The organism is Streptomyces sp. NPDC057280 (assembly GCF_042668605.1).
Classification (GTDB): Bacteria; Actinomycetota; Actinomycetes; order Streptomycetales; family Streptomycetaceae; genus Streptomyces.
In genome coordinates, this window is sequence record NZ_JBHUYR010000007.1 from 110,950 (window position 1) to 135,794 (window position 24,845).

The window sequence follows — 24,845 nt, forward strand, 5'->3', positions numbered from 1 at the left end:
ATCGGCGATTCAGACGCCGATGTCCGAGCCGTCCTTGCGCCACACGGCCACCACCGCCGGGCGCACGATCTTCCCCGGGCCGTCCGGCCAGGTGCTGGCCGGGTTCTCCACGGTCGCGCCGGTGATCTCGCCCGGGTGCTGGACGGCCACCAGGACGCGGCGGTCCTGGATGATCGGCCCGCAGGTCTCCGCGCCGGTCGGCACGGTGAGGAACTGCTTCAGCTCACCGCGCCGGTCGCCCTTGGTGGCCACGCCGAACAGGCCGTCGTGGGAGCCGAGCTGGTTGCCGTCGGTGGAGATCCAGAGGTTGCCGTACGGGTCGAAGGCCACGTTGTCCGGGCAGGAGATCGGGCTGACCCGGTCCTTCGGGAACCCGGCGAAGTAGGTGGCCGGGTCGGCCGGGTCACCGGCGACCAGGAACAGGGACCAGGCGAACTTCTGGCTCTCCGGCCGGTTCCAGCGCTCGGTCAGCTCCAGGATGTGCCCGTGCTTGTTGGCGTTGCGCGGGTTGGCCTCGTCGGCCGGGGCGTTGCTGCCGACCCCGCGGTTGGTGTTGTTGGTGAGGGCGACGTAGACCTTGCCGGAGACCGGGTTGGGCTGGATGTCCTCGGGCCGGTCCATCTTGGTGGCGCCCACCTTGTCACCGGCGAGCCGCGTGAAGACGAACACCTCCTCGGCCGTCATCCCCTCCACGTGCGAGACGGCACCCTTGGCGGTCGCGGTGGCCAGCGGAATCCACTGACCACTGCCGTCGAACTCACCGTCGGCCGGGAGCTTGCCGGTGCCGTCGATCTCGATGGCGGGGGAGTCACCGCTGAGCTTGGCGACGTAGAGCGTGCCCTCGTCGAGAAGCGAGAGATTGTGCTCGCGAACGGCGCGCGAGGTCCCCTTCTTGACCCTCTTGCTGCTGACGAACTTGTAGAAGTAGTCGAACCGTTCGTCGTCCCCGGAGTAGACGACGGGCCGTCCGTCCGAGGTCAGCCGCACGGTCGCGGCCTCGTGCTTGAAGCGGCCGAGGGCGGTGTGCTTGCGCGGGGTGGAGGTGGGGTCGTACGGATCGAACTCGACGACGTACCCGAACCGGTGCACCTCGTTCGGCTCCTGGGCGACATCGAAGCGCTGGTCGAACCGCTCCCACTTGCGCTCGCTCGCGCCGGTGCCGATGCCGTACCGCTTGTCCGTGGCGCGGCTGCTGTTGGCGAAGTACTGGTTGAAGTTCTCCTCGCCGTGCAGCGTGGTGCCCCACGGGGTGGTGCCGCCGGAGCAGTTGTTGAGCGTGCCGAGGACCTTGGTGCCGGTCGGATCGGCGGAGGTCTTCAGCAGGTCCGAGCCGGCCGCGGGCCCGGTGAGCCGGAACTCGGTGGTGGCGGTGACGCGCCGGTTGAGCGGATGCCGGGACACGGCGGTGAGCTTCCCGCTCCTGCGGTCCTCCTCCACCACGACAGCCGACAGCCCGTGCGCGGCCCACGCGACCTCGACCTGCTCGCGGGTCGGGTTGGCGGGGTCGTACCCGCGGAACATGAGCACCTCGTCGGTGTACTCGTGGTTGGCGACGAGGAGCTGCTTGCCGTGGCCGAGGGGGAGCAGCGCGAGGAAGTCGTTGTTGTACCCGAACTGGCCGGCCTGCGCGGCGGCCGTCTGCCGCTCCGGGTCGAAGGCGGGCGCGCCGCGCAGGATGGGCTCGCCCCAGCGGATGACGACGTTCTGCGCGTAGCCGTCGGGGACGGTCACGGCGTCGGTGGTGTTGGGGGCGACGGGGCTGTACCGCAGCCCGCGGGCGGCCTTGCCGCTCTTCTGGTACGAGGGGGTCGGCGCCGTGCCGGTCGCGGCGTGGGCCTGCGGGGCGCCGACGACGGTCGCGCCGGCCGCGGCGGCCACGGTGACGACGGCGGCGGTCCGCATCAGGGAACGGCGGCTGAGGGCACCGGCGATGACGTCACCGACGTACTCGTTGGCGCTGGTGTTGGGCACCTCGTGGAAACAGGCGTTGCCGCACCGGTAGAGGCAGGTCATGGCGGAACGCCCGCCCTGGTGTCCGTCGGACGACGGCGTGCTGATCAACGGCAGCGGTATGCGCACTTTGTAATCCCCTTGCTTCCCCATGGACTCCCCTTGAATCCGCGCCACGGACGCTAAGGGCCGGTTTGTGCGGGAGCGGGGACTGGCGATGAACGCGCAGTGAATGCGGGGTAGCGGGGCGGGAGTCGGGGGCGGCCTGCGGGCGGCTTGCGGGCGGCTTGCGGGCGGCTTGCACGATAAGACCGAATACGGCCCTTGACGGATGCGGCTTGCGCTGCCCTCCCCGGCCCAAGATCCCTCTCCAGGGCCGCTAACCTTACGTGTCCGTCCTGGCCAGGGATTGACGGGCATCAACTCATGCGAAGGGTTGCGCACATGGGCATTCTCACTCTCCTGCGGAACGCATTCGGCCGCTCACGCAAGGGGCGTACCGCCGAGGCAGAGGGTGCGGAGGGGACGCAGCCGACAGCTCAGCCGACGGTACCGGCGCCCGCGTCGCCCGAGCCGGAGGCCAAGGTCGAGGTTCCGGAGCCGCGCACGTCGACGTCCCTGTCGACCAAGGACGAGCACGATCTGGTGGCGGCGGCGTTCGACAACGTGACGGTGCCCCGGCAGACACCGGCGGGCGAGGAGCCGACGGTTGGGAAGCCGGGGGAGGCGGGGGCCGAGGAGCCGGTGGCTGAGGAGCCGGTGGCTGAGGCTGAGGCTGAGCCGGTGACTGAGGAGCCGGTGATTGAGGAGCCGGTGGCTGAAGCTCCGGTTGCTGAGGCTGAGCCGGTGACTGAGGAGCGGGTTGTCAAGGCTGACGCTGAGCCGGCGGCCGAGGAGCCGGTGGCCGAGGCCGGCGCTGAACCGGTGGCCGAGGTCGAGGCTGAGCCGGTGGCCGAGGTCGAGGCTGAGTCCTCCGCAGAGGCTGAGGCTGAACCTGTCGTCGAGGCGGAGCCCGTTGCCGAGGAGACGACCGAGCCCGCGCCCGCTCCCGCGCCGGAGGCCGCTGAGGAGAGCGCCCCCGTCGAGGAGCCGGTTGCGGAGGAGCCCACCCCGGAGCCCACCCCGGAGCCGGTCACGGAGACCAAGCCCGAGCCCGAAGCCGAGCCCGTGGCCGAGGCTGCCGCGGAGGAGCCCACCGCGGAAGAGACGCCCGCCGCCGAGGCCACCCCCGAGCCGGTCGCCGAGCCCACGCCGGAGCCCGAGCCCGCCACCGCGGCCGCCGATGTCGAGCCCACCCCGGAGCCGGAGCCGGAGCCGGAGGCTGAGCCCGAAGCCAAGGCCGACCCGGAGCCGGAGGCCACCGCAGCCGCCACCCCGGAACCCGCAGCCGCCCCCGAGGCCGAGCCCACCCCCGAATCCACCCCGGAATCCACCCCCGTCGCCGCAGCCGCCGACGGCGAGTCCGCCCCGCAGGGGCCACCCGCAGACGACATCGAAACCGTCACGGGTGGTGCGGGTGGGAACACGGACGCCGAAGGCGAAGCCGAGGCGACCCCCGCGATCGCCGCCGCAGGCACTGGCGCCGCCGCCCTCGCCCTCGCCAAGGCCGGCCTCACCACCGCCCGCGCCAAGACCTACCTCGTCCTCGACCGCTCCGCGAGCATGCGCCCGTACTACAAGGACGGCTCCGCCCAAGCCCTCGCCGAGCAGACCCTCGCCCTCGCCACCCACCTCACCCCGGACACCGAGGACACCCCCTCCGTCCACGTCGTCTTCTTCTCCACCGAGGTCGACGGCACCCTCGACCTCACCCCGGCCTCCCCCAAGGACGCCATCGACGAGGCGCACGCCGGCCTCGGCCGCATGGGCCGTACCAGCTACCACGCCGCCGTGGAAGCCGTACTCGCCCACTACGACAAGACGACCGCCCCCGGCGCGAACACCCCCGCCCTCGTCGTCTTCCAGACCGACGGCGCCCCGGACGCGAAGACCCCCGCCACCCAGGCCCTGACCGAGGCGGCCAAGTCCCACCCGTCCGTCTTCTTCTCCTTCGTCGCGTTCGGCGAGCACGAGAACAAGGCCTTCGACTACCTCCGCAAGCTGAAGACCGACAACACGGCCTTCTTCCACGCGGGCCCCACCCCGAAGGAGCTCACGGACGCGGAGCTCTACGACGGCGTACTGATCGACTGGCGCCCGTAACCGCACCCGCAACCCGAGACACCCGGCCGCCCGCCTTCCACCCTGCAATACGGAAAGCGGGCGGTCCCCCCATGTCGGCTACGATTTCTTGGTTCGTAAAGCATCACGAAATCCAAATCCGACCTGGGAGCAGCCCCCGATGGCTCGACACCTCATCACCAGCGCCCTTCCCTACATCAACGGGATCAAGCACCTGGGCAACATGGTGGGGTCCATGCTCCCGGCGGACGTGTACTCCCGGTACCTCCGCCAGCGCGGCCACGACGTCCTCTACATCTGCGCCACCGACGAGCACGGCACCCCGGCGGAGCTCGCCGCGAAGGAGGCCGGCCTCAGCGTCGCCGACTTCTGCGCCCAGGCCCACGACGCGCAGAAGGCGGTCTACGACGGCTTCGCGCTCGCCTTCGACTACTTCGGCCGGAGCTCCTCCCAGCAGAACGTCGAGATCACCCAGCACTTCGCCCGCCGCCTCAACGAGAACGGCTTCATCGAAGAACGAGCCATCCGCCAGGTGTACTCCCCCACCGACGGCCGCTTCCTCCCGGACCGCTACGTCGAGGGCACCTGCCCCCACTGCGGCTACGACAAGGCCCGCGGCGACCAGTGCGAGAACTGCACCCGCGTCCTGGACCCGACCGACCTGATCAACCCGCGCTCGGCGATCTCCGGCTCCACCGACCTGGAGGTCCGCGAGACCAAGCACCTCTTCCTCCTCCAGTCGAAGCTCCAGCACGAGGTCGAGGAGTGGGTCGCCCGGCACGAGGCGGAGTGGCCGCAGCTCGCCTCCTCCATCGCCCGCAAGTGGCTGACCGAGGGCCTGCACGACCGCGCGATCACCCGTGACCTGGACTGGGGCGTCCCCGTCCCGGCGGACACCTGGCCGGAGCTGGCGGCCGAGGGCAAGGTCTTCTACGTCTGGTTCGACGCCCCGATCGAGTACATCGGCGCGACGAAGGAGTGGGCGGACGAGGACCCGTCGACGCGCGACTGGAAGTCGTGGTGGTACGAGTCGGACGAGACGGTCCGCTACACGGAGTTCATGGCGAAGGACAACGTCCCCTTCCACACGGTGATGTTCCCGGCGACGGAACTCGGCGTCCGCGAGCCGTGGAAGAAGGTCGACTACGTCAAGGCCTTCAACTGGCTGACGTACTACGGCGGCAAGTTCTCGACGAGCCAGAAGCGGGGCGTCTTCACGGACCAGGCCCTGGAGATCCTGCCCGCCGACTACTGGCGCTACTTCCTGATCGCCAACGCTCCCGAGTCCGACGACTCGTCCTTCACCTGGGAGCACTTCACCGCCACGGTCAACAAGGACCTGGCCGACACCCTCGGCAACTTCGTCAACCGCGTCCTGTCCTTCTCCCGCAAGCGCTTCGGCGACGACGTCCCCGAGGGCGGCACGCCGGGGGAGGCGGAGGCGAAGCTGGGCGAGGAGATCGCCCGTCTCCTCGCCGAGTACGAGACCCAGATGGAGGCCCTCCAGTTCCGCAAGGCGGCGGCCGCCCTGCGTGCCCTGTGGTCGGCCGGCAACTCCTACCTGGAGGAGAAGGCCCCCTGGCTGGAGATCAAGACCGACAAGGACGCCGCGGCCCTCACCCTCCGCACGGCGATGAACCTGATCCACCTCTACTCGGTGGTCTCGGAGCCCTTCATCCCCGCGACCTCGGCCGCGATGCGCCAGGCCTTCGCGCTCAAGGACGACACGGCCACCTGGATCAGCGAGGCCGAGGCGAAGTCCCTGACCTCCGTCCCGGCCGGCACCCCCTTCACCGTCCCGCCGGTCCTGTTCGCCAAGCTCACGGACGAGGACCTGGAGACGTACAAGGAGCGCTTCGGCGGCACGGCGGAGTAACCCGACAAGCCACGAGGGGCCCGAAACCGACACCGGTCTCGGGCCCCTTGCGCTGAGAGTCAGTCACACCAAGTACACCCTGGAACGGTGGCATTTGGTGACGCTAAGATGACTTATGGTTACCGGGCTGGTTGTGGACGCCAGCGGATTTGAGCTGGTCGTCGACGGCCAACATGTCGGTTCCCGCCGGAAGTTGCAGACCTCCGACATCGGCCTGCTCAATGACGTCGCAGGCCAGTATGTGGATGCCGTGCGCGGCGGCTCCAAGGAGCCGGCGCTGCTCGCGGTGGGGCGCGCGTTGTACCGGTGGCTCGACGGCGACCTGGGCCAGTTAACGCGCCTGCTTGATACGGCGTCGGCGCCGCTGGTGTTCGAGGTCAGGGCGCCGGCGAGACCGTCCGCGGCGGCGTGGGCATTGTTGCGGGCTCCGTACGAGCTGCTGGCCACCCCTGAGGGCGGGTTCCTCGCTGCGGCGCCGGAGTTGTTCGCTGTGGCGCGTCGGCTCGGTGCCCCGGGCCCGGCGCAGAGCCCGGACCGGTATCGGCTCGGGGTGGCGTTCATGGCCTCGGCACCCCGGGGCCAGCACGATCTCGACTTCGAGGCCGAGGAGATGGCCATCCTCAACGCCGTCGGGGAGACGAGCCTTGATCTCGTCGTCGAGGACTCCGGCAATCCCGAGCATCTCGGCCTGCGACTGTCCGAGCTCGGCGGGATGCCGGTGGTTCATCTGTCGTGTCACGGGTTGCACAATTGGCGCCCGGGGCCGGACAGGCCCGCCACTCCCGTCCTGCTGATGGAAGATGATCTCGGGGACGGGTGTCCGACGAGCGCGGACGAGCTGGTGGGACTGTTGACTCCGCGCCCGAGGCTGGCCTTCGTGTCGGCCTGCCTGACCGCCACCGGTGCCGACGTGGCCGGGCACGTTCCCGCCGGCGCCGGCCGCCGAGGCGGTCCGGCAGCCGAGCCCGGCGTTACGGTGGCGCACTCGATGGCCACGGGGCTGGTGGCCGCCGGGATCCCCGCGGTCATCGGCTGGGACGGCTCGGTCAGCGACCAGGCCGGCACTCGTTTCGCCGAACGCCTGTATCGGCAGCTCAGCCGCCGTGTCGAGGTGGCCTTGGCCGTCGCCGACGCCCGCCGCCATTTGCTGGCCTGTTCCGATGAGCACGTGCGCGCCGACTGGCATCTAGCGAGGCTGTGGCTGGGACCGGCGGGTGGTGGCCCGCTGGTCGCGGGAAACCATAAGCGCCATTTGGTGCCTCCACACCATGTGACCAAGACATTCCTGGACCGCAAGCACCAACTGCCGGTCGCGGCCGCCGAAATGTTCGTCGGCCGCCGCCCGGAAATGCAGCACACGCTGCGTGCCCTGCGCGGCGGGCAGAAGGCCGGGGTCCTGCTCCACGGGCAGGGCCGGTTGGGCAAGTCAAGCCTCGCCGCGCGCATCGCCGACCGTCACCCCAACCGAGCCGTCGCAGTCGTGTTCGGCGACTACACCCCGGCAGCGATCCTGGATGCCATCGCCGACGCCGTCGCCACCAACCCTGATGCCCGCACGCTCATCGAAGGCAGGCGCGCCGAGGTCCGCGAGCAGCCGGACCGTCTCAAACCGCTGCTGATCGATCTGCTGGCCGGACCGTGCGCCCAGGAACTCGACGACGTCCGCAAACCCCTACTGCTGATCATCGACGATCTCGAACAGATCCTGACCGCCAGCCCCGACGGCCCGCACCGGCTCGACGCCGAACACGCGACCGTGCTCGCCGACGTGCTCTCCGCGTTCGACCCGGCCATCACGGACAGCCGACTACTGGTCACCAGCCGCTACACATTCACCCTCGACGGGCTGGAGACCCGGCTAGAACCGGTCCAGTTGCAACCACTGTCGACGGCGGCCCAGCTCAAGCTCCAACGCCGTCAGCAAGACCTCGCCCCGGTCGAGTACCGGACCCAGCGCGCCGACCTGGCCCAACGGGCCATGGACGTCAGTTGCGGCAACCCCGGGCTTCAGGATCTCATCGGGCTGCGCCTGGTCTACAGCAGCCAGGTCGACCAGGCTCGCGCCGAGGCCGCCGTCGCCGACATGGAGGCCTACCTGCACCAGGGTGACCCCCCAGCCGACAACCCAGACATCAGCAAGTTCTTGGAGAATCTGGCCCTTGACGCTCTCGTCGACCAGGCCGGACCCACCCACCGCGACCTGTTGCGGGCCTGCACCCTATTCAGCGTCCCGGTCCCGCAACCCGTCATCGACGCCCTCGCCGCCGCGGTCGGCGGATCAGCATCCCGCCTGTGCGGCCTCGGACTCCTCGACGCCTTCCCCGACCAGTACCGCCCCGATGTCCCGGCCCTGGCCGTTAACGCCCTCGCGGCCGGACGTCTGACCCCTCTCACCCCCGACGAACAGGCCGCCCTAGCCACCCTGGCCGCCGAACCGCTCTACGCCCAGTGGGGCGGTGCCTCTCCCCGCCCCGCCCGCGGCACCCACCTGAACCTGCAACTGACCCGACTGGCCCTGGCCGTAGACAACCCGACCATCACCGCCGACTGCGCCGCCGCAGCGGTGTCAGCCCTGCGGCAAGGCCCGGCCGCCACTGCCGCCGAGCTCGGCCACCACGCGATCGCCCTCCTCGACCGCCACCACCACGAGGTCCCCCTCACCCTGCTACGGACTGTCGCCGACGCGGCCGTCACCAGCGGCGACGGTGACCACGCCGACATCCTGCTCCGCCGTGCCGTCCAGCAGACCCAGAACAGCGACTGGCAGACCGACCCGGCCGGCCACGCCGCAGTCCTCTACGACCACGCCAACCGCCTGATCACCCGCGGCGAGGTCGACCAGGCCGAGGACCTGCTCCACCAAGCCCGCCAACTGTTCACCGACGCCGGTGACACCCGCCAGGCCGCGGTCGTCTGGGGAAAGATCGCCGACATCTTCGAGCGGCGGGGCGAGGTCAACGAGGCCCTGCGGATCCACCGCGAGGTCGAACTACCGGTCTACGAGCGGATCGGTGACACCCGCTCGGCCGCGGTCACCTGGGGCCAGATCGCCGACGTCCTCGAGCAGCGGGGCGAGGTCGACGAGGCCTTGCGAATCCGCCGCGAGGTCACCCTGCCGGTCTACGAGCGGATCGGTGACACCCGCTCGGCCGCGGTCACCTGGGGCCAGATCGCCGACATCCTCCAGCAGCGAGGCGAGATCGACGAGGCCTTGCGAATCCACCGCGAGGTCGAACTACCGGTCTACGAGCGGATCGGTGACACCCGCTCGGCTGCGCTCACCTGGGGAAAGACCGCCGACATCCTCCAGCAGCGAGGCGAGATCGACGAGGCCCTGCGAATCCACCGCGAGGTCGAACTACCGGTCTACGAGCGGATCGGTGACACCCGCTCGGCCACGCTCACCTGGGGAAAGACCGCCGACATCCTCCAGCAGCGAGGCGAGATCGACGAGGCCCTGCGAATCCGCCGCGAGGTCACCCTGCCGGTCTACGAGCGGATCGGTGACACCCGCTCGGTTGCGGTCACCTGGGGAAAGATCGCCGACATCCTCCAGCAGCGAGGCGAGATCGACGAGGCCCTGCGAATCCGCCGCGAGGTCACCCTGCCGGTCTACGAGCGGATCGGTGACACCCGCGAAGCCGCGATCACCTGGGGAAAGATCGCCGACATCCTCCAGCAGCGAGGCGAGATCGACGAGGCCCTCGAACTGCAGCTCAAGCGCCTGGAAGCCAATGAAAAGCTAGGCGACATGGACGGCATCGCGGCAGCCAACTGGGACCTTGCACTACTCGATCTGAGTCGCCAGGATCTCGACGCGGCCGCGCCAAGGCTGATCACCTCGTTTCAGCTCTTCCTAAAGCTTCAACGGCCGGATGGCATCGCGATTGTCGGGACTACCTTCAGCCAACTTCTGCTGGCCGCGGGTGAAAGCGGGCAGGCCCGACAGGTGCTTCAGACGAGCCGAGCCGCTGCCGCCAAGATCGGTCTGTCGGATGTTGTTGACCAGCTCGATGAGCTACTGAATGCCACTGACGACGGAAACGAGGAATGATGATCATCGAGTTCGTCGGAGCGGACGCCGAAGCCGCCGGGAAGAGCGTCGCCGCGTTGACCGCGAGCTGGGGCTTCTCACCTGAACCAGCCCCGGCAGCGGAACCAGCGACCCGTCCGGACACCAAGGGCATCGACCCCATCGCGCTGACGTCCCTGATCGTGTCCATTCCGTCGGCCATGCTCGCGGTCGCCGACATCGCCGACCGTATCCACAAACGACGCCGCGCCAGTGAACTCATCGAACGCGCACAACAGCTCAGGGCGCAGCAGGCGGCGGCACGACTCGTGTGCGAAGACCGCTCCGTCGACCTTGCCACGCTCACCCCAGACCAGCTCCTGGACCTCATCGCCGACGAGGACTCAGCAACCTGAATCCAGGGACCCCCATTCGCCCTGGCGGCGGGTCTGGAGCCGCTGCGAATGAAGCATCGGCAGCCGACCCGCTGACCGGCGGAGTGAGTCAGTTCCCAGACGCGTACGCCACGAAGTCCGCCCATGCCTCGGGAGCCAGCGCGAGGCGCGGGCTGGTGTCGCGGTACTTCGAGTCGCGGACGTGAATCGTCGCCGGGGTGGTGGCGATCTCGACGCAGGAGTCGCCGTCGGGGCTGCTGCTGTAGCTGCTCTTGAACCACGCCAGTTCGAAGAGGTCACCGGCAGTGGGCTTGCGCATCATGTTTCTCCCAGGAGTTGCTCAATCAGGGCCAGTGACTCGCCCGGTGGCAGAGCCAGGGCACGGATAGTGCCATACCTCAGTTCGAGAATGCGCAACTGCCTCAGGTCGGTGACCGGACGGCCGTTGAAGGCTCCGTCGGACCGCCCGACTGCGGTCCCGTCCTCGAACTTCAGCAACTCGATTCTGCCGATCATTCCCGGGTGGGCCGGACTCTCGATCGGCATCACCTGGAGCGTGACATTGCTCAACCGCCCCAACTCCAGCATGTACTCGAACTGTTGTCGCCGCACCATTGTGTCTCCTACCTTGCGGCGCAGCGTGGCCTCTTCCATGACAAACCCGAGGGCGGGAGCAGGCGTTCGCTCGAACACAGACTGCCTGGCAACGCGCGCCGCCACGCGCCGTTCCAAGTCCTCAGGGGCATACGCGGGCTGCGCCGCTTGCAGCAGGGACCGCACGTACTCGGGCGCCTGCAGAAGCCCGGCAATGTTGCTGCACTCATAAACCCCGATCTCGACCGCCTTCTCCTCCATCTTCGCCAAGTCCCGCACCTTCTTCGGATACCGGACCCTCTTCACGTCCTCCCAAGCCGCCGAGACAAGCCCATCCGCCCCCAACACCTCGTCGGCCTTGTCCAAATACTCCTGCCGCGGAATCCGCTTCCCACCCTCGATCTTGTAGACCAGGTCCTCCCCGTACCCGACCGCCTTCGCGAACTCGGGCACCCGCATCCCCGCCGCCTCCCGCCGCAGCCTCAACTGCCGTCCCACCGTGGCGATGACGGCCACACCCCAGTCATCGTCCGGGTCCACCTCCCAACCCGGCTCATCCGCCTCCCTCGCGAGCCGTCCCGCCTCCGCCTCCGACTCCGCCGACACCGACATCCCGCACCCCTCCGCCGTACGACCGTGCCGCAACGCCCCCACCCGCACGCACCCTCTGGACAGCCTGGACACGTCTGGACAAGTCCTGGACAGTCGCTCTACGTACCGGCGTGATCACTCCACACGGTAAGCGCACATGGCCACGCTGAGTGACGTGACTCAGAAACCCGCCGACAACCCCATCCGCAACTTCAGCGTCCTGCTGTCCCCCACCCCACGCGGAGCCCGCCTCGTCCGCCTGCTCGCCACCGAACAACTGCGCAGCTGGCAAATCCCGTTGGACCCGGCGGCGAACATCGTCGCGGAACTGGCGAACAACGCGGCCACGCACGGCCGTGTCCCGGGTCGAAACTTCCAACTGCTGCTCTACGTCGTGGGCGACACCCTCCGCATCGAAGTCACCGACACGCACGGTGACCGGCTGCCGCACCCCCAACCCACCACCCCCGACAGCGAAGCCGGCCGCGGCCTGGCCCTCGTGGCCGCCCTCGCCGACCGCTGGGGAGTGAGACAGGGCCTGCCCCCACGCAAGACGGTCTGGGCCGAACTCGAACTCCCCGCCCCGACACCGGAGTCACCGAAGCCCGCCGCCCCGCACTCCGGTCCGACCGGCGCTCCCTATGAACCACCCACTGGGGAGAAAGCACCCCACCAAGCCCCACCCCTCCCTCCCGCTGCGCAAACTCACTCCCGCGAGTGAATATGCCCAACTCGGCTGGATTTGGGGCTGGTTGCCTGCCTTACGCTCAGCGCGAGCAGCACCACGCAACCGCAGACAGCAGACATACGACGGCCCCCGCCGGGACTGGCATCCCAATGCGAGGGCCTGACCACCAAGGAAGAAGACAGCTTCCCGATGGACACCGAAAACCCTAGCGCGCCCCTGCGCGCCCAGTCCCGTATCGCGGGCAAAAACCACTCCCACGGGCAGCCGCACTCCGGCGTCGTCCACGACAACGCCCGCCACACCGAGAACTTCACGGTGATCGGCAACGACCTCATCCAGCACCAGGAGCTCTCCGGACTCGCCATCGGCCTGGCGTGCTACATCCAGTCGGTTCGCGCGGGCACCGCCGTCGACATCAAAACCCTCGCCGATCGCTTCCCAGAAGGCCGCACCCGCATCGCCGCCGCCCTGCGCGAGCTCGAAACCCACGGCTACCTGCGCCGCACCCACGAACGCACCTCAACCGGCCGGGTCGTCACCCGCACGGTCTCCTGCAACCGGCCAGGACACCGGGCGACCCGGTCCGAGCCCTCCGGCAGAGGGTCCGCCCGGCGCACGCCGACCCCGGACAAGCCGACCCCGGACAAGCCGCCCCCGCGCAAACGCCTCCCCGCCGTACCCCAGCCCTCACACCCCCACCCCGCCCTCCTCCGGACCGCCGTCGACGTCCTCGCCGGCCTCCGCCGCCGCGACCCCCGCCTCCTCCTCTCCGCCGCCGACGCCGAGCACCTCGCCCCCGGCGTCGCCGCCTGGCTGGAGCGCGACGTCGCCCCCACCGCCGTACGCCACGCCCTGACCGAGAACCTCCCGAACGAACCCCTGATCCGCCCGGCCGCTTTCCTCGCCCACCGGCTGGCCGCCCAGCTGCCGCCCCCACCTCCGGTCCGGCCCCCGGCGCCACCGGCCCCGGAGCCCAGACATCCCTTCCAGACCTGCGAGGGCTGCAACCGCGCCTTCCGAGCCCCCGCTCCCGGCCGCTGCCGCGACTGCAGAACCGATCTCCCGGAGGCCACCTAGCATGGACGTGACGGGGCCGACAAGGACGGCACGGCGGAGTAGGCGAGGGGCGGGGCGTGCTGAAGATCTTCCTCTGCCATTCGTCGGGGGACAAGGAAGAAGTACGGCGCCTGCGGACACAGCTGCTGTCCGCGGGCTTCCAGCCCTGGCTCGACGAGGAGGACATCCTCCCGGGCCAGGACTGGGACCGTGAGATCCGCCGTGCGATCCGCGCCTCCGATCTGGTCCTGGTCTGCCTCTCACGGGCTTCGGTCACGAAGACCGGATACGTGCAGAAGGAGATCCGTATCGTCCTCGACGAGGCCGATCACCAGCCCGAGGGCACGATCTACGTCATCCCGGCCCGCCTGGAGGACTGCGAGGTCCCGGAGCGGCTGCAGAGGTGGCACCGGGTGGACCTGTTCAAGCAGGACGGTTACGGCAGGCTGCTGCGGTCGCTGGCGGCAGTGGGCAGGAGTCCCGTAACCGAGCAAGGCGTCCGGTACGACGGGCTGTACGCGCAGGTCACCGAGCAGTACACGCAGCTCCTCAGGTTCTACGCCGACCGCAGCGTGCTGAGTACGACGACCACCGGACGGGGTCCGGAGATCGCCCGGTGGTTCACCAAAGAGAATCCGATGCCGTATTTCGGCAAGGGGACGTACGAAATCAGCGGAAACCTCATCAAGTTCACGACCAAGATCGACATCGGCACCATCGAATACGAAGGCACCCTCCACGAAGACGGTACGGAACTCCACCTCCACACCCACAGCCGCATCAACGGCCACCAGTCCGACGGCGTCTGGCGGTTCCTGCCGGTAAATCTTTACCCCAGTCCGTGATCAAGTTGTGGGCAGGGGGCGGAACTTGCCAGGAAACATACGTATGGTTTGCGCCATGGCAGTACCTGGGATCATCCCGATCGCCTACGAGCCGCACGGCCGTACCGAGGCCATCGGGCTTTACGCGGAAGGGCAGTTCCTGGGGTCGGTCACCTACGCCTTCCCCAAGGGCTTCCGGCCCGACGACGGCTGGGAGGAGCAGAAGCGCCTCTACTCCGTGCTGCACACCTTCGACGCCGAGGGCGGTTACCGCGACTCGGAGATCTGGTGTGCCGGGACCTGGGCCGAGCAGCAGCGGGACGGGTCCGTGCTGGCGCGTGCCCGCGCCCACCTGGCGACCCGGCTGCGGAGCCTGCCCCGGCGGACGTACACCGACATCGCGGTGCGGCCCTTCGAACTCGTCGTGGACGGCGTACTGTTCGGGCTCGTCACCGGGGAGGAGGACGGCGAGGGGTGGGCCGAGCTGTATCCGGACCGGCTGGGCTTCGGGCCGCCCTGGGACGGGAGTTACGACGCCTGACGATCACGGTTCCTTCACATGATCTAGGCAGAGGCCCCGGCAACGCGCTATACATGCCCGAAGATCACTAGTGGGGGGTTTCATCCATGGCACTTTTCGGCAACGCGCACACCATAGACCCGGGCAAGGCCGCCTCGGACTTCGCCAAGCTGCTGGGCTCCGGCGAGGGTGTGCAGGCGGCGTACCAGCTGGTGCGTGACGTCATCATGTTCACCGACCGGCGGCTGATCCTGGTCGACAAGCAGGGCATCACCGGCAAGAAGGTCGAGTACCACTCCATCCCGTACCGCAGCATCACGCACTTCGCGGTGGAGACGGCCGGCACCTTCGACCTCGACGCCGAGCTGAAGATCTGGGTCTCGGGCCAGTCGGTGCCGATCCAGAAGACGTTCACCAAGGGCGTCGACATCTACGAGGTGCAGGCGATCCTCACGCAGTACGTCGCCCGCTGACGCAGGCCCCGCAGTCCGACGCCCCCCGGAGACGACTCCGGGGGGCGTCGGCATGTCCCCTGTGCGACCGTGCCGAGGACCCTGCAGCGACTTTAAGAACCCTTGGTAATATCCGCGCACTTGTGCGAGAGCAGGGGCTCTCGCAGGGGAGGGAACCTCACGTGGGCAGACACGCCCTGAGACGGGGCGGTCTCGCCGCTGCCGTCTCCTCACTCGCGGTCGCCGTCGCGGCCGCATCGGTGGTCGTCCTGTCGGAGGGCGGCGATTCCGCGGAGGCGGCCGAGGCCGCCGACACCACCATGGTCACCCTGACCGACCCGAGCAGCACCACACCGCGCACCGACCGCCCGTACGTCGACGGCGATACCGGCTTCCTGCACCGGCAGACCGGCCGGGACGGGCTGCTGTGGACCGACTTCGCGACCGGTGCGACGGTCACGGTCGAGAACGCCGACGGCGTCTACACGCCGGGCACGGGCTGCACCGTCATCGGCTCCGAGTGCCGTACGGCCTGGTACGGCGTGGACGGCGACCTGGTCGCCCTGCCGACGACGGCAAGCGACGCGTACGCCACCCTCTGGGACCCGGCGACGGCGACCTCGAAGAGGGTCAGCTGGAACAGCTCCCTCCAGTACGGCCAGGGCTACTACCGGGCGCTGGCCGGGGACACCATCGTCACCACCAACTCCCTGATCGACCGGGTCGACGGCGAGTGGCACACCCGCAAGGTCACCGGGGACACGGTGAACATCCAGTCCGAGGGCGTCCTCGCGGCCGACGCCTCCGGGCTGCTCGTGCAGAACAGCACCTTCGGCTCCCTCCACTACATCGACCTCGGGTCGGCCGTGGGCACCCAGGTCTTCGAGGGCGCCACCGGAAACTCGTCGTACCTGATGAGCACGGACCGCGTCGGCTGGTACTACAACGGCACCGCCGAACTGCACCTGAAGTCCCGCACCGACCTCACCGCCGCCGAGCAGGTCATCACGCTGCCCGCCAATCCCGGCGCCCTCGACGGCGACCCGGTCCTGGTCGGCGACTGGCTGCTGCTGCCGCTGTCCTCCAGCGGTCTCGGCTCGAAGCTGATCGCGGTGGACATCACCGACCCCACCCGGCAGCGGACGCTGCTGGAGAGCGCCGGCGCGTACACGCTCGCGGCCGGTGACGGCACCGCGCTGGTCAGCGGCGGCACCGACGCCACCGACTGGTGGGTGCAGCGGGTGAGCCTCGCCCAGGACGGCACGCCCACCCTGGAGAAGGTGTCCCAGGCCCCGGCGCTGGAGAACGCCAAGACCGGCATCGCGCTCAGCCGCGGCAGCCTGCGGGTCGCCGAGTCCGACCGCACGACCTCCGTGCGTGAGCTGTCCACCAACGGATCCACCGCGTTGAAGGCGTACGACGCGACCGCCGACGCCTCCTACAACTCCATGGTCGTCTGCCCGTACGCGGACACCACCTGTGCGGCGCTGTGGGGCAACGTCGACGGCAAGGACGTCTACCTCGACACCAACGGCGGCACCGACGAGGGCGAGAGCCTGGGTGACGACCGGCTGGTCGCCATCGGCGGCCCCGACCTGGACTTCGGCGGCCGGGACGGCGCGATCGTGGACGTCTCCGACGACTACGCCGTCTACAACTCCGGTGGTGCGTCGCCGGTGCAGTACGTCGGCGAGTTCGGGTGGGGCGAGAAGCTGAAGCGGTCCGTGCGCGCCGCCGCCCTGAGCGGCTCCACGCTCTGGAGCGCGACCACCACGGCCGGCAAGCTCACCTCGTACAGCATGCCGCTGGCGAAGACGCTGGCCACGGTGACCGTGCCTGGCCTGGCCTGTGTGCCGAGCGAACTGCAGGCGGCGGGCCGCTGGGTGTACTGGGCGTGCGGCACGGACTCGGCGGGCGTGTACGACACCCGGGCGGGTACGGCGACGGCGGTCACCCCGGGTGACGTCCTCCTCGGCGACGGCTTCACGGTCCGCCATGACCACACCGCGGGCACCCTGGTGCTCACCGAGGCGGCCACCGGCACCACCCGCACGGTCGCCTCCGGCCTGCCCGACAACGGCCTGTCCGTGGACCGGCGCTACCGCTGGACGGTGGACGAGTACTCGGGCCTGGTGGCCTGGTTCGACGAGTACGAGCGCACCCATGTCGCCACGGCGGGCGTCACCGCGTCCGCGCTGACGGTCTTCGACACACAGGCGAGCGGCTATGTGGCCGCCGGGACGAAGTTCGAGGGCCTGTGGCTGCTGTCCCGCCCGGTCAGCTCCTGGTCGGTGACCTTCACCTCGGTGCAGAGCGGCGCGAACGGCAAGGTCACCACCACCGTCAAGGGCGCCGGGGCCAAGGCGTGGGTGGGGACCGACTGGTACGGCACCACGGTGACCGGGGACCGTTTCCCCAACGGAGGCTTCACCTGGACCCTGAAGGGGACGGCGCTCGGCACCTCGACGGCGGTCACGGCGGCCACCGGCACCGGCTTCCTGCAGAACGGTGCGGCGGTCCGGCACGACTTCGTCAGCCCCGACGGCCCCGACGGCCGTGGCGACCTGCTCACCCTGAACTCCTCCGGCGGCCTGACCCTCCACTCGGGCACCGGCACCGGCAAGTTCGGCGACAAGTACACCGGCACCGGCTGGGCGACCAGCGTCAAGGCGATCCCGTTCGGTGACCTGAGCGGCGACCGCTGCAACGACGTCCTGGTCCGCTACAGTTCCGGCGCCCTGCGCCTGTACAAGCCGGGCTGCGGCAAGGCGGTCAAGCCGTCGACGTCGTACACGACGCTGGCGAGCAGCGGCTGGACGCAGTACGACGTGCTGACCTACCCGGGCGACGTCAGCGGCGACGGCCGCCCGGACCTGATCGCCCGCAACTCCGCCACCGGCACGGTCTACCTCTACAAGGGCACCAGCACCGGCAAGCTGTCGTCGCGCGTGAAGCTCTACGACGACTGGAAGGGCTACAAGAAGATCGTCGGCGCCGGGGACCTCGACGGCGACGGCATCGGCGACCTCCTCGCCCAGGACAAGTCCAACGTCCTCTACCGCTACGGCGGCAAGGGCGACGGCACGTTCAAGGCGCGGGTGAAGCTGTTCGCCGACTGGGGCGGCTCCTACGACGCGGTCGTGGGCGTCGGCGACATCACCGACGACGGCAAGGCCGACCTCGTCTCCCGCGACACGAGCGGCAACCTGTACCGCAACAGCGGTGACGGGAAGGGGTCGTTCGGGGCGCGGGCGAAGATCGCGACCGGCTTCGGCGGATACAAATCCCTGTCTTAGTAGGCCAGTTGATGAAAAGAGGCGTCCGGGGTCCGTGCGACTCCGGACGCCTTTACGCTGTGCCCGTGACGCCAAGACATGGATGGGTCCTGGCCGCAGTCGCGGTCGTGGGCCTGATGGGGGGCACCCTGCTGTCGGCGGTTCCGGCGGCGGCGGTGCATGGTGGGGTCCCGGGGGACTTCAACGGGGACGGCTACAAGGACGCGGTGCTGCCCGCGCCGGGGGCGAACGTGTCCGGCAAGGAGGCGGCGGGGGCGGTGGTCGTGCTGTACGGCTCGAGGACGGGCCTGGCCGCGAGCCACCGGAAGACGATCACGCAGAACACCTCGGGAGTGCCGGGGACGGCCGAGAAGAACGACATGTTCGGCTATGCCACCGCGACGGCCGACCTGAACCGGGACGGATACTCCGACCTGGTCGTGGGGGCTCCGTACGAGGACACGGCCAAGGGCACCGACTCCGGTTCGGTCACGGTCCTCTGGGGCAGCGCCGGCGGGCTGACGAGCGGTACGGAGCTGTCGACACCGGCCGACGACCCCGGCTACTACGGGCACGACATCGCCGCCCTCGGCACAGGCGGGGGTGCGAAGACACGGGTCGCCGTCTCCGGGTGGGACGGAACGGTGATCTTCAGCGGACCGTTCAGCCAGACAGGCACGTTCGGTTCGGTCCACTACAACCAGGAGACCCCGTCCACCGAGTCGGTCGCGCTCGGCGACTTCAACGGTGACGCAGTCCCCGACCCGGCCGTGGCCACCTCCCGGCTGGACGGCCTGACCGGCGGCCAGATCTACACCGACCTCGCGTACGACAAGGACCTGACGGGCAACGGCCTCATCGTCGCGGCCGGCGACCTCAACGGCGACGGTTACGCCGACTTGGTGGCCGGCGATCCCGACGAGCCCGAACAGGCGGGCCGGGACGGCGCGTCGGGCGGCCGAGTGCTGGTCTGGTACGGCTCGGCGGCGGGCGTCACAACCGACACCGCGCCCGCCGTCATCACCCAGAACACCGCCGGTGTCCCCGGCGCGAGCGAGAAGTACGACGCCTTCGGTGGCGCGCTGACCGTGGCCGACCTCGACCGGGACGGCCTCGCGGACATCGTCGTCGGCTCGCCCTTCGAGGACCTCGCCGAGGGCCGTGCCGGTCAGGTGACCGTCATCCCCGGCCGGGCCACCGGCGCCCTCGGTACCGGCTCGTACTCCTTCTCCCAGGACAAGGCGGGGGTGCCGGGAGCCTCGGAGACGGACGACTTCTTCGGCACCACGGTCTCGGTCGGGGACGTGAACAAGGACGGCAGGCCGGAACTGTTCGTCGGCGCGGCCGGCGAGAACAACTACACCGGCGCGGTGTGGGTCTTCCCCGGTGGTTCGTCCCGTCCGACGGCCACCGGCAGCAAGCTGTTCACGGCCGCGTCCGTCGGCCTCAGCCAGCAGAGCAGCACGCTTTTGGGCGGCAACGGACTGCTCTGGGTGATCTGAGGAGGAGCGACGTCTCGGCCGGCAAGGCACCTTCAAGGCGGCAACCTGTACCGCAACAGTGGTGACGGCAAAGGGTCGTTCGTGCCGCGGGCGAAGATCGAGACCGGCTTCGGCGGCGACAAGTCTCTCTCGTAGCAGCCGCCTTGGACATGAACAAAAAGCGAAGGGGCCCGGAACCGTGTGGCGGTTCCGGGCCCCTTCTCGGGGGTGGGGATACGGACTAGGACCAGCCCGGGTCGGTGACCTTCGCGGTCGCCACGGTGGTCGTCCGGGCGTCGGCGCCGGAGTCGCTCGCGCCGAGGACGGCGATCAGGGCGGCGGCGGTGACGGCGACGAGCGTGGCGAGCGTGCGGCGCATTTGGTTCCCCCAAGTAGTGGCGTTTTAGCTGGAGTTGGACCGTTCCGGGCGGTTCGGCGTGACTCCATAGTGGGGTTCGAGTGATCCTCGAGTCGCGTGTTTTCCGTGGCACGAAACGATCTGGCACATGTGTGCCAGCGCGCGGCCCGGAGGACCGGACGGGCGGGCACGGGATCTTCACAGTCGTTCGGGGTGATCTTGCGAAGTCGCCACTAGCGTGATCACGTCACGCTGCTGACCTGCGCGTCCGCTCCCCGGACAGGGTTGTGGTGAGACCCCGTCCAGCGGCACAATCCCTCCGCATGACTTGACCCACGGAGTGGCCGCGCCGGGGCTGGGACGGGCCCGTCCCCCATGTGCCGCCAGCGTTGTCGGGACCCGCCGCCGCTCCGTGACACGAAGCTGGGGGGCTTGCGTGCTGGTTTCTCTCGGACTGACCGAGCAGTCCGACCGTCTGTATCGGGCCATTCTCAGACGGCCGGATCTGGCCGTCGCGGATGCGGCGAAAGAACTCGGTGTCACCGAGGAGAAGGTGCGCGAGGAGCTGGAGGAACTCACCCGTCTCTCCCTTCTCACCCCTACCTGGCGCCGGGACGGCCGGCTGCGCGTGGTCGCTCCCAAGGCGGCGCTCGACTCCCTGCTCGCCCACCAGCAGGCCGAGATCGTCGAACGGCAGCGTGCCCTCGCCGAGAGCCAGGCCGCCGCGGACGCGCTGCTGACCCAGTACGCCGAGCTGCACCCGGAGGAGCCCGAGCAGGGGGCGGAACGATTCCTCGGAGTCGAGGCGGTCCGCGCCAAGATCACCGAGCTGACCGCCGACGTCCGCACCGAGATCATCAGCTTCCACCCCGGCGGCCCGCAGCCCGCGGCCCAGTTCGAGGCCAGCGAGCCCATCACCACCGGCCTCCTCGACCGCGGGGTCAAGGTCAAGGGCGTCTATCAGGACTCCCTCCGCAACGACCCGGTCAGCGTCGAACACGCCCGCTGGCTCACCGAGCACAGCGGCGAGCTGCGCACCGTCCCCTCGCTGCCGATGCGGATGATCATCCTGGACCGGCAGAAGGCCCTGGTCCCGATCGACCCGGCCGACAGCTCCCTGGGCGCCGTCCTGCTGCGCGAACCGGGTGCCGTGGCCGCCTTCTGCGCCCTCTTCGACGCCGTGTGGGCCACGGCCACCCCCTTCGGCGAACCGGCCCGCCGCAGCCTCGACGACCCCGGTTCCCAGCCCCGCGAACTGCTCCGCCTGCTCGCCCAGGGCTACACCGACGAGGCCGCCGCCCGCCGCCTCGGCATCTCGCTGCGCAGCGAACGGCGCCTGATCTCGGAGCTGATGGAGAAACTGGACGCGCAGAGCCGCTTCCAGCTGGGGCAGCGGGCTGTGGAACACGGGCTGTTGTAGGGGGACTTCAGCAGGCGCAGGCGATTCCGCTGACCGGTGCCGTCAGCGGGTCGACCGCCTGCTTGCGCAGGCCGGCCGCGTCCTCGACCTCGAATCCCTCGCGGGACCAGTACTCGAAGCCGCCCAGCATCTCCTTGACCGGGTAGCCGAGTCCGGCGAAGGCGTACGCGGCCCGGGTGGCGCCGTTGCAGCCGGGCCCCCAGCAGTAGGTGACGACCAGCGACCCGGCCGGGACCACCTCGGCGGCCCGTTCGGCGATCTCGTCCGTCGGCAGATGCACAGCCCCCGGGATGTGCCCCTGCTCCCACGCCTCGGTGCTGCGCGTGTCGATCAGCACGAACCCCTTCGCGCCCGACTCGATGTCGGCGTGCACGTCGGAGGCGTCGGCCTCGAAGGACAGCCGCCCGCGGAAGTGGGCGAGCGCCTCGGCGGGGTCAGCGGCGGGGACGCGCAGCACCTTCGAGGGGGCGGTGGTGGTCGTGGTCATGAGTTTTCTTCTCCTTCGATCGGTTCGATCGGTTCGATCGGTTGGTGAGGTGGCGTGCGGCGGCTACGGCGACGACCGCGAGGATCGCCGCGGTCGCGCTGCCGGGCAGCAGGAGCAGAGCGGCGGTGGTGCCGCCCGCGAGATGGGCGAGGGTCAGGGTGACGAGGGCGAGGGTGGCGGCGGTGGCGGTGCCCTCGGCCTGCGGGCGGCCGGTCAGTTCGTGCCAGCGGGCGCCGGTGGCCTGGAGGTTGGTGCGGCAGTAGAGGGCGAGGACGAGGGCGCTCAGCAGGGCGAGGGGGGCGAGGGGGAGGTCGGCGAGGGGGGCGGGCGGTCGCAGGAGTACGGCGTACAGGGCGGCGGCGGCCGTGACGCCGAGCAGCGTTCCGGTCAGGCCGGCCCGTCCGGGCACCGCGCCTTCGATGCCGACCCAGCCGAACAGCAGCGGGAGCAGCACCCACCAGGAGGCGGTGGCGTCGGGGGCCCCGCCCAGCGCCCACCATCCCCCGGCCGCCGCCAGCACGGCCGCCAGCCGCAGCCGCCGCACCGGCGCCGACAGCGGCCGGGGGCGGTAGGTGGCCCAGGTGGCGGCGGCCAGCAGGACCGCGACCGACCAGCCGTACGCGTCGCCTCCCAGCCGGGCCGCGAACTCCCCGGCTGTCAGCGCGACCGCGGCCTGCCCGGTGGCGAACCCGGCGAAGTACAGCCCGGTGACGGTCCGGGCGGCCCGGAACCCCAGTCGCCGCCGCACGAACCCGACGGCCCCGCCCTGCGCGGTGCCGCCGGCACCGGCGACGAGCAGGCACCAGATGATCACCACGAGCGCGACCACCACGGACGCCCCGACCGGCGCGGGAGCAAGAGCGGCGGGCAACAGCAGGACACCCGCGCCGAGGACGCCGACAAGAGCACGGCTCCCGGCGGCCACGAGGCCGCGCGCACCGGCCGCGGGGTTTCCGGCAGCCGACGCCCCGGCCCCAGCACCCGAGCCGGCCCCGGCGGCCGGTCCCGGACCGGCCGCCCGCACCCCCGCACCCCCGTCCCTCATGACAGCTCGTGGAAGAACAGCGGCGCCGCGTCCGGCAGTTGCGTGCCCGCCGGGACCAGGCGGCCGTCCAGCGCGGCCCACTTGGGCATCTGCGTCGTCATGTCCACCTGCACGCCCAGCTGTCCGGCGAGGTGGGCGGACCAGCCCGGCATCAGGGGGGCCGAGGTGACCGCGACCGCCGCGAGGAGCTCGAGGTGGGCGACGAGGCGGGCGGCGTACTCCTCGCGCGGGCCCGCGGCCCGGACCAGGGACAGCTGGCGCAGGTCGTCGACGGCGCGGTCGACGATCACGGCGAGTTCGGCGGCGGCCTTCTGCGGGGAGAAGGTCTCCGCGCCGAGCGCGGCGGCGATGCGGGCGGGCAGTTCGGCGCGGTCCTCGTCGAGGAAGGTGACGGACAGGGCCGTCTCCGGGACCACCGACTGGAAGTCCTGTGAGAGGAGGTCCAGGACCGTGTCCGTCCAGCGCTCGATGCCGCCCGCCAGGACCGTGCTGACGGTGTCGGCGAACTCCTTCATGGAGAAGTTGTTCTGCTCCCGCTCGGGGCCGGTCAGCGCGAGGTGGAAGCGGAGCGCGTCGGCGTTGACCCGGCGCAGGAACTCGCCGCCCCAGATGGCGTGGCCGCGGCTGGTGGAGAACTTGTCGCCCTCCAGGCGGTAGAACTCGTTGATCACGACCTGCGAGGGCAGCGTCAGCGTGCCCTGGGCGAGCAGCAGCGCCGGCCACAGCACCGCGTGCGAGAACGAGCAGTCGAAGCCGATGAAGTTGACGATCTTCGTGTCGGGGTTCGTCCACAGGCGCTCCCACTCCGCCTTGTCGCCGTGCGCCTCGGAGAGGCGGGCCGTGGCGGCGGCGTAGCCGAAGATGCCGCTGAACCAGGTGTCGAGGATGTGCCCCTCCCAGCCCTCCAGCGGGACCGGGATGCCGTAGTCGGCCTCGCGGGAGATCGGGGTGTCGGGCAGCGCGCGCTCGAAGAGGCCGTCCAGGTAGGAGATCAGGCGGGGGCGCCACTCCGCCTTCGACTGGGCGTCCGTGTAGTAGGCCTGGAGCCGGTCGCGGTAGTCGTCGAGCGGGAAGACGATCCGGCGCAGGGTGGTCAGGCCCGGCTTCTGCCAGCAGGACGTGCACTTGGGGTTGGCCAGGCCCGCGGGGTCCTGGGCGAGACCGCAGGCCTCGCAGTAGATGCCGTCGGAGGGGTCGGCGCAGAACTGGCACTCGCCGCGCACCTCGGCCTCGTAGAGGTAGCGGTCGCAGGGCTCGCAGCGGAAGACGGGCAGTTCCTCGACCTTCAGCGCGCCCGCGTTCCACAGCTCCAGGAAGAAGCGCTGCACGAACTCGGTGTGCGTGGTGTCGGTCAGCGGGCGGGTGAACCAGTCGTGGTGCATGGAGCCCAGCGACAGCGTCTGCTCCATGCGGTCGCCGAACAGCTTCGCGGTCGGGTACGCGGTGGAGCCGATCTCGGCGGCGCGGCGCGGGACGTAGCAGGAGTGCTCGTCGGAGTAGCCGACGTAGCGGACGTCGTGGCCGCGCTGGCGCAGATGCCGGCTGAGGATGTCGGCGCCGAGGAACGGGCCGGAGAGGTGGCCGAGGTGGAGGTCGCCGTTGGGGTTGGGCGGGGCGCTGGTGACGACGTACGAGGTCAT

19 protein-coding genes are annotated in these 24,845 nt (G+C 70.1%); 12 read left to right on the forward strand and 7 right to left on the reverse strand.

What is annotated here, in order from left to right; all coding sequences use genetic code 11:
* Window positions 1-9: 9 nt before the first annotated feature.
* Complete coding sequence (locus ACFUO4_RS32880) at window positions 10-2,079, reverse strand: PhoX family protein (RefSeq protein ID WP_383491743.1); 2,070 nt, start codon at window positions 2,077-2,079, stop codon at window positions 10-12.
* A gap of 315 nt (window positions 2,080-2,394) precedes the next feature.
* Between ACFUO4_RS32880 and ACFUO4_RS32885 the strand changes: the two genes are divergently transcribed.
* From ACFUO4_RS32885 to ACFUO4_RS32900, 4 genes are all read left to right on the forward strand, one after another.
* Window positions 2,395-4,152, forward strand: a complete 1,758-nt coding sequence (locus tag ACFUO4_RS32885; RefSeq protein ID WP_383491745.1) for a VWA domain-containing protein — start codon at window positions 2,395-2,397, stop codon at window positions 4,150-4,152.
* 139 nt (window positions 4,153-4,291) lie between these two features.
* Window positions 4,292-6,007 carry a methionine--tRNA ligase gene (metG, locus tag ACFUO4_RS32890; protein ID WP_383491747.1) on the forward strand — a complete coding sequence of 572 codons (1,716 nt, stop codon included), beginning with the start codon at window positions 4,292-4,294 and terminating at the stop codon, window positions 6,005-6,007.
* Between the two features lie 115 nt (window positions 6,008-6,122).
* Entirely contained in the window at window positions 6,123-10,061 is a 3,939-nt protein-coding gene (locus ACFUO4_RS32895; protein ID WP_383491749.1) for a CHAT domain-containing protein, read from the forward strand.
* Complete coding sequence (locus ACFUO4_RS32900; RefSeq protein WP_383491751.1) at window positions 10,058-10,435, forward strand: hypothetical protein; 378 nt, start codon at window positions 10,058-10,060, stop codon at window positions 10,433-10,435. Before ACFUO4_RS32895 ends, ACFUO4_RS32900 begins: the two co-directional genes overlap by 4 nt.
* Before the next feature lie 88 nt (window positions 10,436-10,523).
* On the opposite strand, the gene ACFUO4_RS32905 is transcribed toward ACFUO4_RS32900, so the two are convergent.
* Both ACFUO4_RS32905 and ACFUO4_RS32910 read right to left on the reverse strand, forming a co-directional pair.
* The gene (locus ACFUO4_RS32905) at window positions 10,524-10,736 is read right to left on the reverse strand and encodes a DUF397 domain-containing protein (protein ID WP_383491753.1); all 213 of its coding nucleotides are present in this window, start codon (window positions 10,734-10,736) and stop codon (window positions 10,524-10,526) included.
* Complete coding sequence (locus ACFUO4_RS32910) at window positions 10,733-11,620, reverse strand: helix-turn-helix domain-containing protein (RefSeq protein WP_383491755.1); 888 nt, start codon at window positions 11,618-11,620, stop codon at window positions 10,733-10,735. Before ACFUO4_RS32910 ends, ACFUO4_RS32905 begins: the two co-directional genes overlap by 4 nt.
* Window positions 11,621-11,756: 136 nt before the next feature.
* Between ACFUO4_RS32910 and ACFUO4_RS32915 the strand changes: the two genes are divergently transcribed.
* The 7 genes from ACFUO4_RS32915 (at window position 11,757) to ACFUO4_RS32945 (ending at window position 19,916) form a co-directional block, all read left to right on the forward strand.
* Window positions 11,757-12,320 carry an ATP-binding protein gene (locus tag ACFUO4_RS32915; protein WP_383491757.1) on the forward strand — a complete coding sequence of 188 codons (564 nt, stop codon included), beginning with the start codon at window positions 11,757-11,759 and terminating at the stop codon, window positions 12,318-12,320.
* 156 nt (window positions 12,321-12,476) lie between these two features.
* Entirely contained in the window at window positions 12,477-13,364 is an 888-nt protein-coding gene (locus ACFUO4_RS32920) for a helix-turn-helix domain-containing protein (RefSeq protein WP_383491759.1), read from the forward strand.
* A 56-nt stretch (window positions 13,365-13,420) separates the two neighbouring features.
* Window positions 13,421-14,188: a toll/interleukin-1 receptor domain-containing protein gene (locus ACFUO4_RS32925; RefSeq protein ID WP_383491761.1), complete on the forward strand. Its 768-nt coding sequence runs from the start codon at window positions 13,421-13,423 to the stop codon at window positions 14,186-14,188.
* Window positions 14,189-14,243: 55 nt separating this feature from the next.
* A complete protein-coding gene (locus ACFUO4_RS32930; RefSeq protein WP_079311283.1) occupies window positions 14,244-14,708 on the forward strand; it encodes a hypothetical protein in 465 nt (154 codons plus the stop codon).
* 86 nt (window positions 14,709-14,794) lie between these two features.
* Window positions 14,795-15,160 (forward strand): PH domain-containing protein, encoded by a 366-nt coding sequence (locus ACFUO4_RS32935; protein ID WP_383491763.1) that lies wholly within the window; start codon window positions 14,795-14,797, stop codon window positions 15,158-15,160.
* A 161-nt stretch (window positions 15,161-15,321) separates the two neighbouring features.
* Complete coding sequence (locus ACFUO4_RS32940) at window positions 15,322-18,435, forward strand: FG-GAP-like repeat-containing protein (protein ID WP_079311285.1); 3,114 nt, start codon at window positions 15,322-15,324, stop codon at window positions 18,433-18,435.
* 65 nt (window positions 18,436-18,500) lie between these two features.
* Window positions 18,501-19,916, forward strand: a complete 1,416-nt coding sequence (locus ACFUO4_RS32945) for a VCBS repeat-containing protein (RefSeq protein ID WP_383491766.1) — start codon at window positions 18,501-18,503, stop codon at window positions 19,914-19,916.
* Between the two features lie 220 nt (window positions 19,917-20,136).
* Here the strand turns inward: ACFUO4_RS32945 and ACFUO4_RS32950 are convergent, their stop codons facing one another.
* Window positions 20,137-20,274, reverse strand: a complete 138-nt coding sequence (locus ACFUO4_RS32950; protein ID WP_179143527.1) for a hypothetical protein — start codon at window positions 20,272-20,274, stop codon at window positions 20,137-20,139.
* A gap of 415 nt (window positions 20,275-20,689) precedes the next feature.
* Between ACFUO4_RS32950 and ACFUO4_RS32955 the strand changes: the two genes are divergently transcribed.
* Window positions 20,690-21,673, forward strand: a complete 984-nt coding sequence (locus ACFUO4_RS32955; RefSeq protein WP_079311287.1) for a helix-turn-helix transcriptional regulator — start codon at window positions 20,690-20,692, stop codon at window positions 21,671-21,673.
* 7 nt (window positions 21,674-21,680) lie between these two features.
* Here ACFUO4_RS32955 and ACFUO4_RS32960 read toward each other — a convergent pair whose 3' ends face one another.
* Genes ACFUO4_RS32960 through ACFUO4_RS32970 form a run of 3 tightly spaced genes read right to left on the reverse strand, consistent with a single transcriptional unit; the run spans window position 21,681 to window position 24,845 of the window.
* Entirely contained in the window at window positions 21,681-22,160 is a 480-nt protein-coding gene (locus ACFUO4_RS32960) for a rhodanese-like domain-containing protein (RefSeq protein WP_079311288.1), read from the reverse strand.
* Window positions 22,108-23,205, reverse strand: coding sequence for a hypothetical protein (locus ACFUO4_RS32965; protein WP_383491769.1), 1,098 nt, complete (start codon window positions 23,203-23,205; stop codon window positions 22,108-22,110). The genes ACFUO4_RS32960 and ACFUO4_RS32965 overlap by 53 nt, the downstream gene beginning before the upstream one ends.
* On the reverse strand, window positions 23,202-24,845 hold the full coding sequence (locus tag ACFUO4_RS32970) for a methionine--tRNA ligase (RefSeq protein WP_383491771.1): 1,644 nt from the start codon (window positions 24,843-24,845) through the stop codon (window positions 23,202-23,204). The genes ACFUO4_RS32965 and ACFUO4_RS32970 overlap by 4 nt, the downstream gene beginning before the upstream one ends.

Bases quoted from the DNA above. Each gene is read 5' to 3' on its own strand.
- ACFUO4_RS32885 (WP_383491745.1), top strand. From the start codon at position 2,395: ATGGGCATTCTCACTCTCCTGCGGAACGCATTCGGCCGCTCACGCAAG.
- metG (WP_383491747.1), top strand. From the start codon at position 4,292: ATGGCTCGACACCTCATCACCAGCGCCCTTCCCTACATCAACGGGATC.
- ACFUO4_RS32895 (WP_383491749.1), top strand. From the start codon at position 6,123: ATGGTTACCGGGCTGGTTGTGGACGCCAGCGGATTTGAGCTGGTCGTC.
- ACFUO4_RS32900 (WP_383491751.1), top strand. From the start codon at position 10,058: ATGATGATCATCGAGTTCGTCGGAGCGGACGCCGAAGCCGCCGGGAAG.
- ACFUO4_RS32905 (WP_383491753.1), bottom strand. From the start codon at position 10,736: ATGATGCGCAAGCCCACTGCCGGTGACCTCTTCGAACTGGCGTGGTTC.
- ACFUO4_RS32910 (WP_383491755.1), bottom strand. From the start codon at position 11,620: ATGTCGGTGTCGGCGGAGTCGGAGGCGGAGGCGGGACGGCTCGCGAGG.
- ACFUO4_RS32915 (WP_383491757.1), top strand. From the start codon at position 11,757: ATGGCCACGCTGAGTGACGTGACTCAGAAACCCGCCGACAACCCCATC.
- ACFUO4_RS32920 (WP_383491759.1), top strand. From the start codon at position 12,477: ATGGACACCGAAAACCCTAGCGCGCCCCTGCGCGCCCAGTCCCGTATC.
- ACFUO4_RS32930 (WP_079311283.1), top strand. From the start codon at position 14,244: ATGGCAGTACCTGGGATCATCCCGATCGCCTACGAGCCGCACGGCCGT.
- ACFUO4_RS32935 (WP_383491763.1), top strand. From the start codon at position 14,795: ATGGCACTTTTCGGCAACGCGCACACCATAGACCCGGGCAAGGCCGCC.
- ACFUO4_RS32950 (WP_179143527.1), bottom strand. From the start codon at position 20,274: ATGCGCCGCACGCTCGCCACGCTCGTCGCCGTCACCGCCGCCGCCCTG.
- ACFUO4_RS32960 (WP_079311288.1), bottom strand. From the start codon at position 22,160: ATGACCACGACCACCACCGCCCCCTCGAAGGTGCTGCGCGTCCCCGCC.
- ACFUO4_RS32965 (WP_383491769.1), bottom strand. From the start codon at position 23,205: ATGAGGGACGGGGGTGCGGGGGTGCGGGCGGCCGGTCCGGGACCGGCC.
- ACFUO4_RS32970 (WP_383491771.1), bottom strand. From the start codon at position 24,845: ATGACCTCGTACGTCGTCACCAGCGCCCCGCCCAACCCCAACGGCGAC.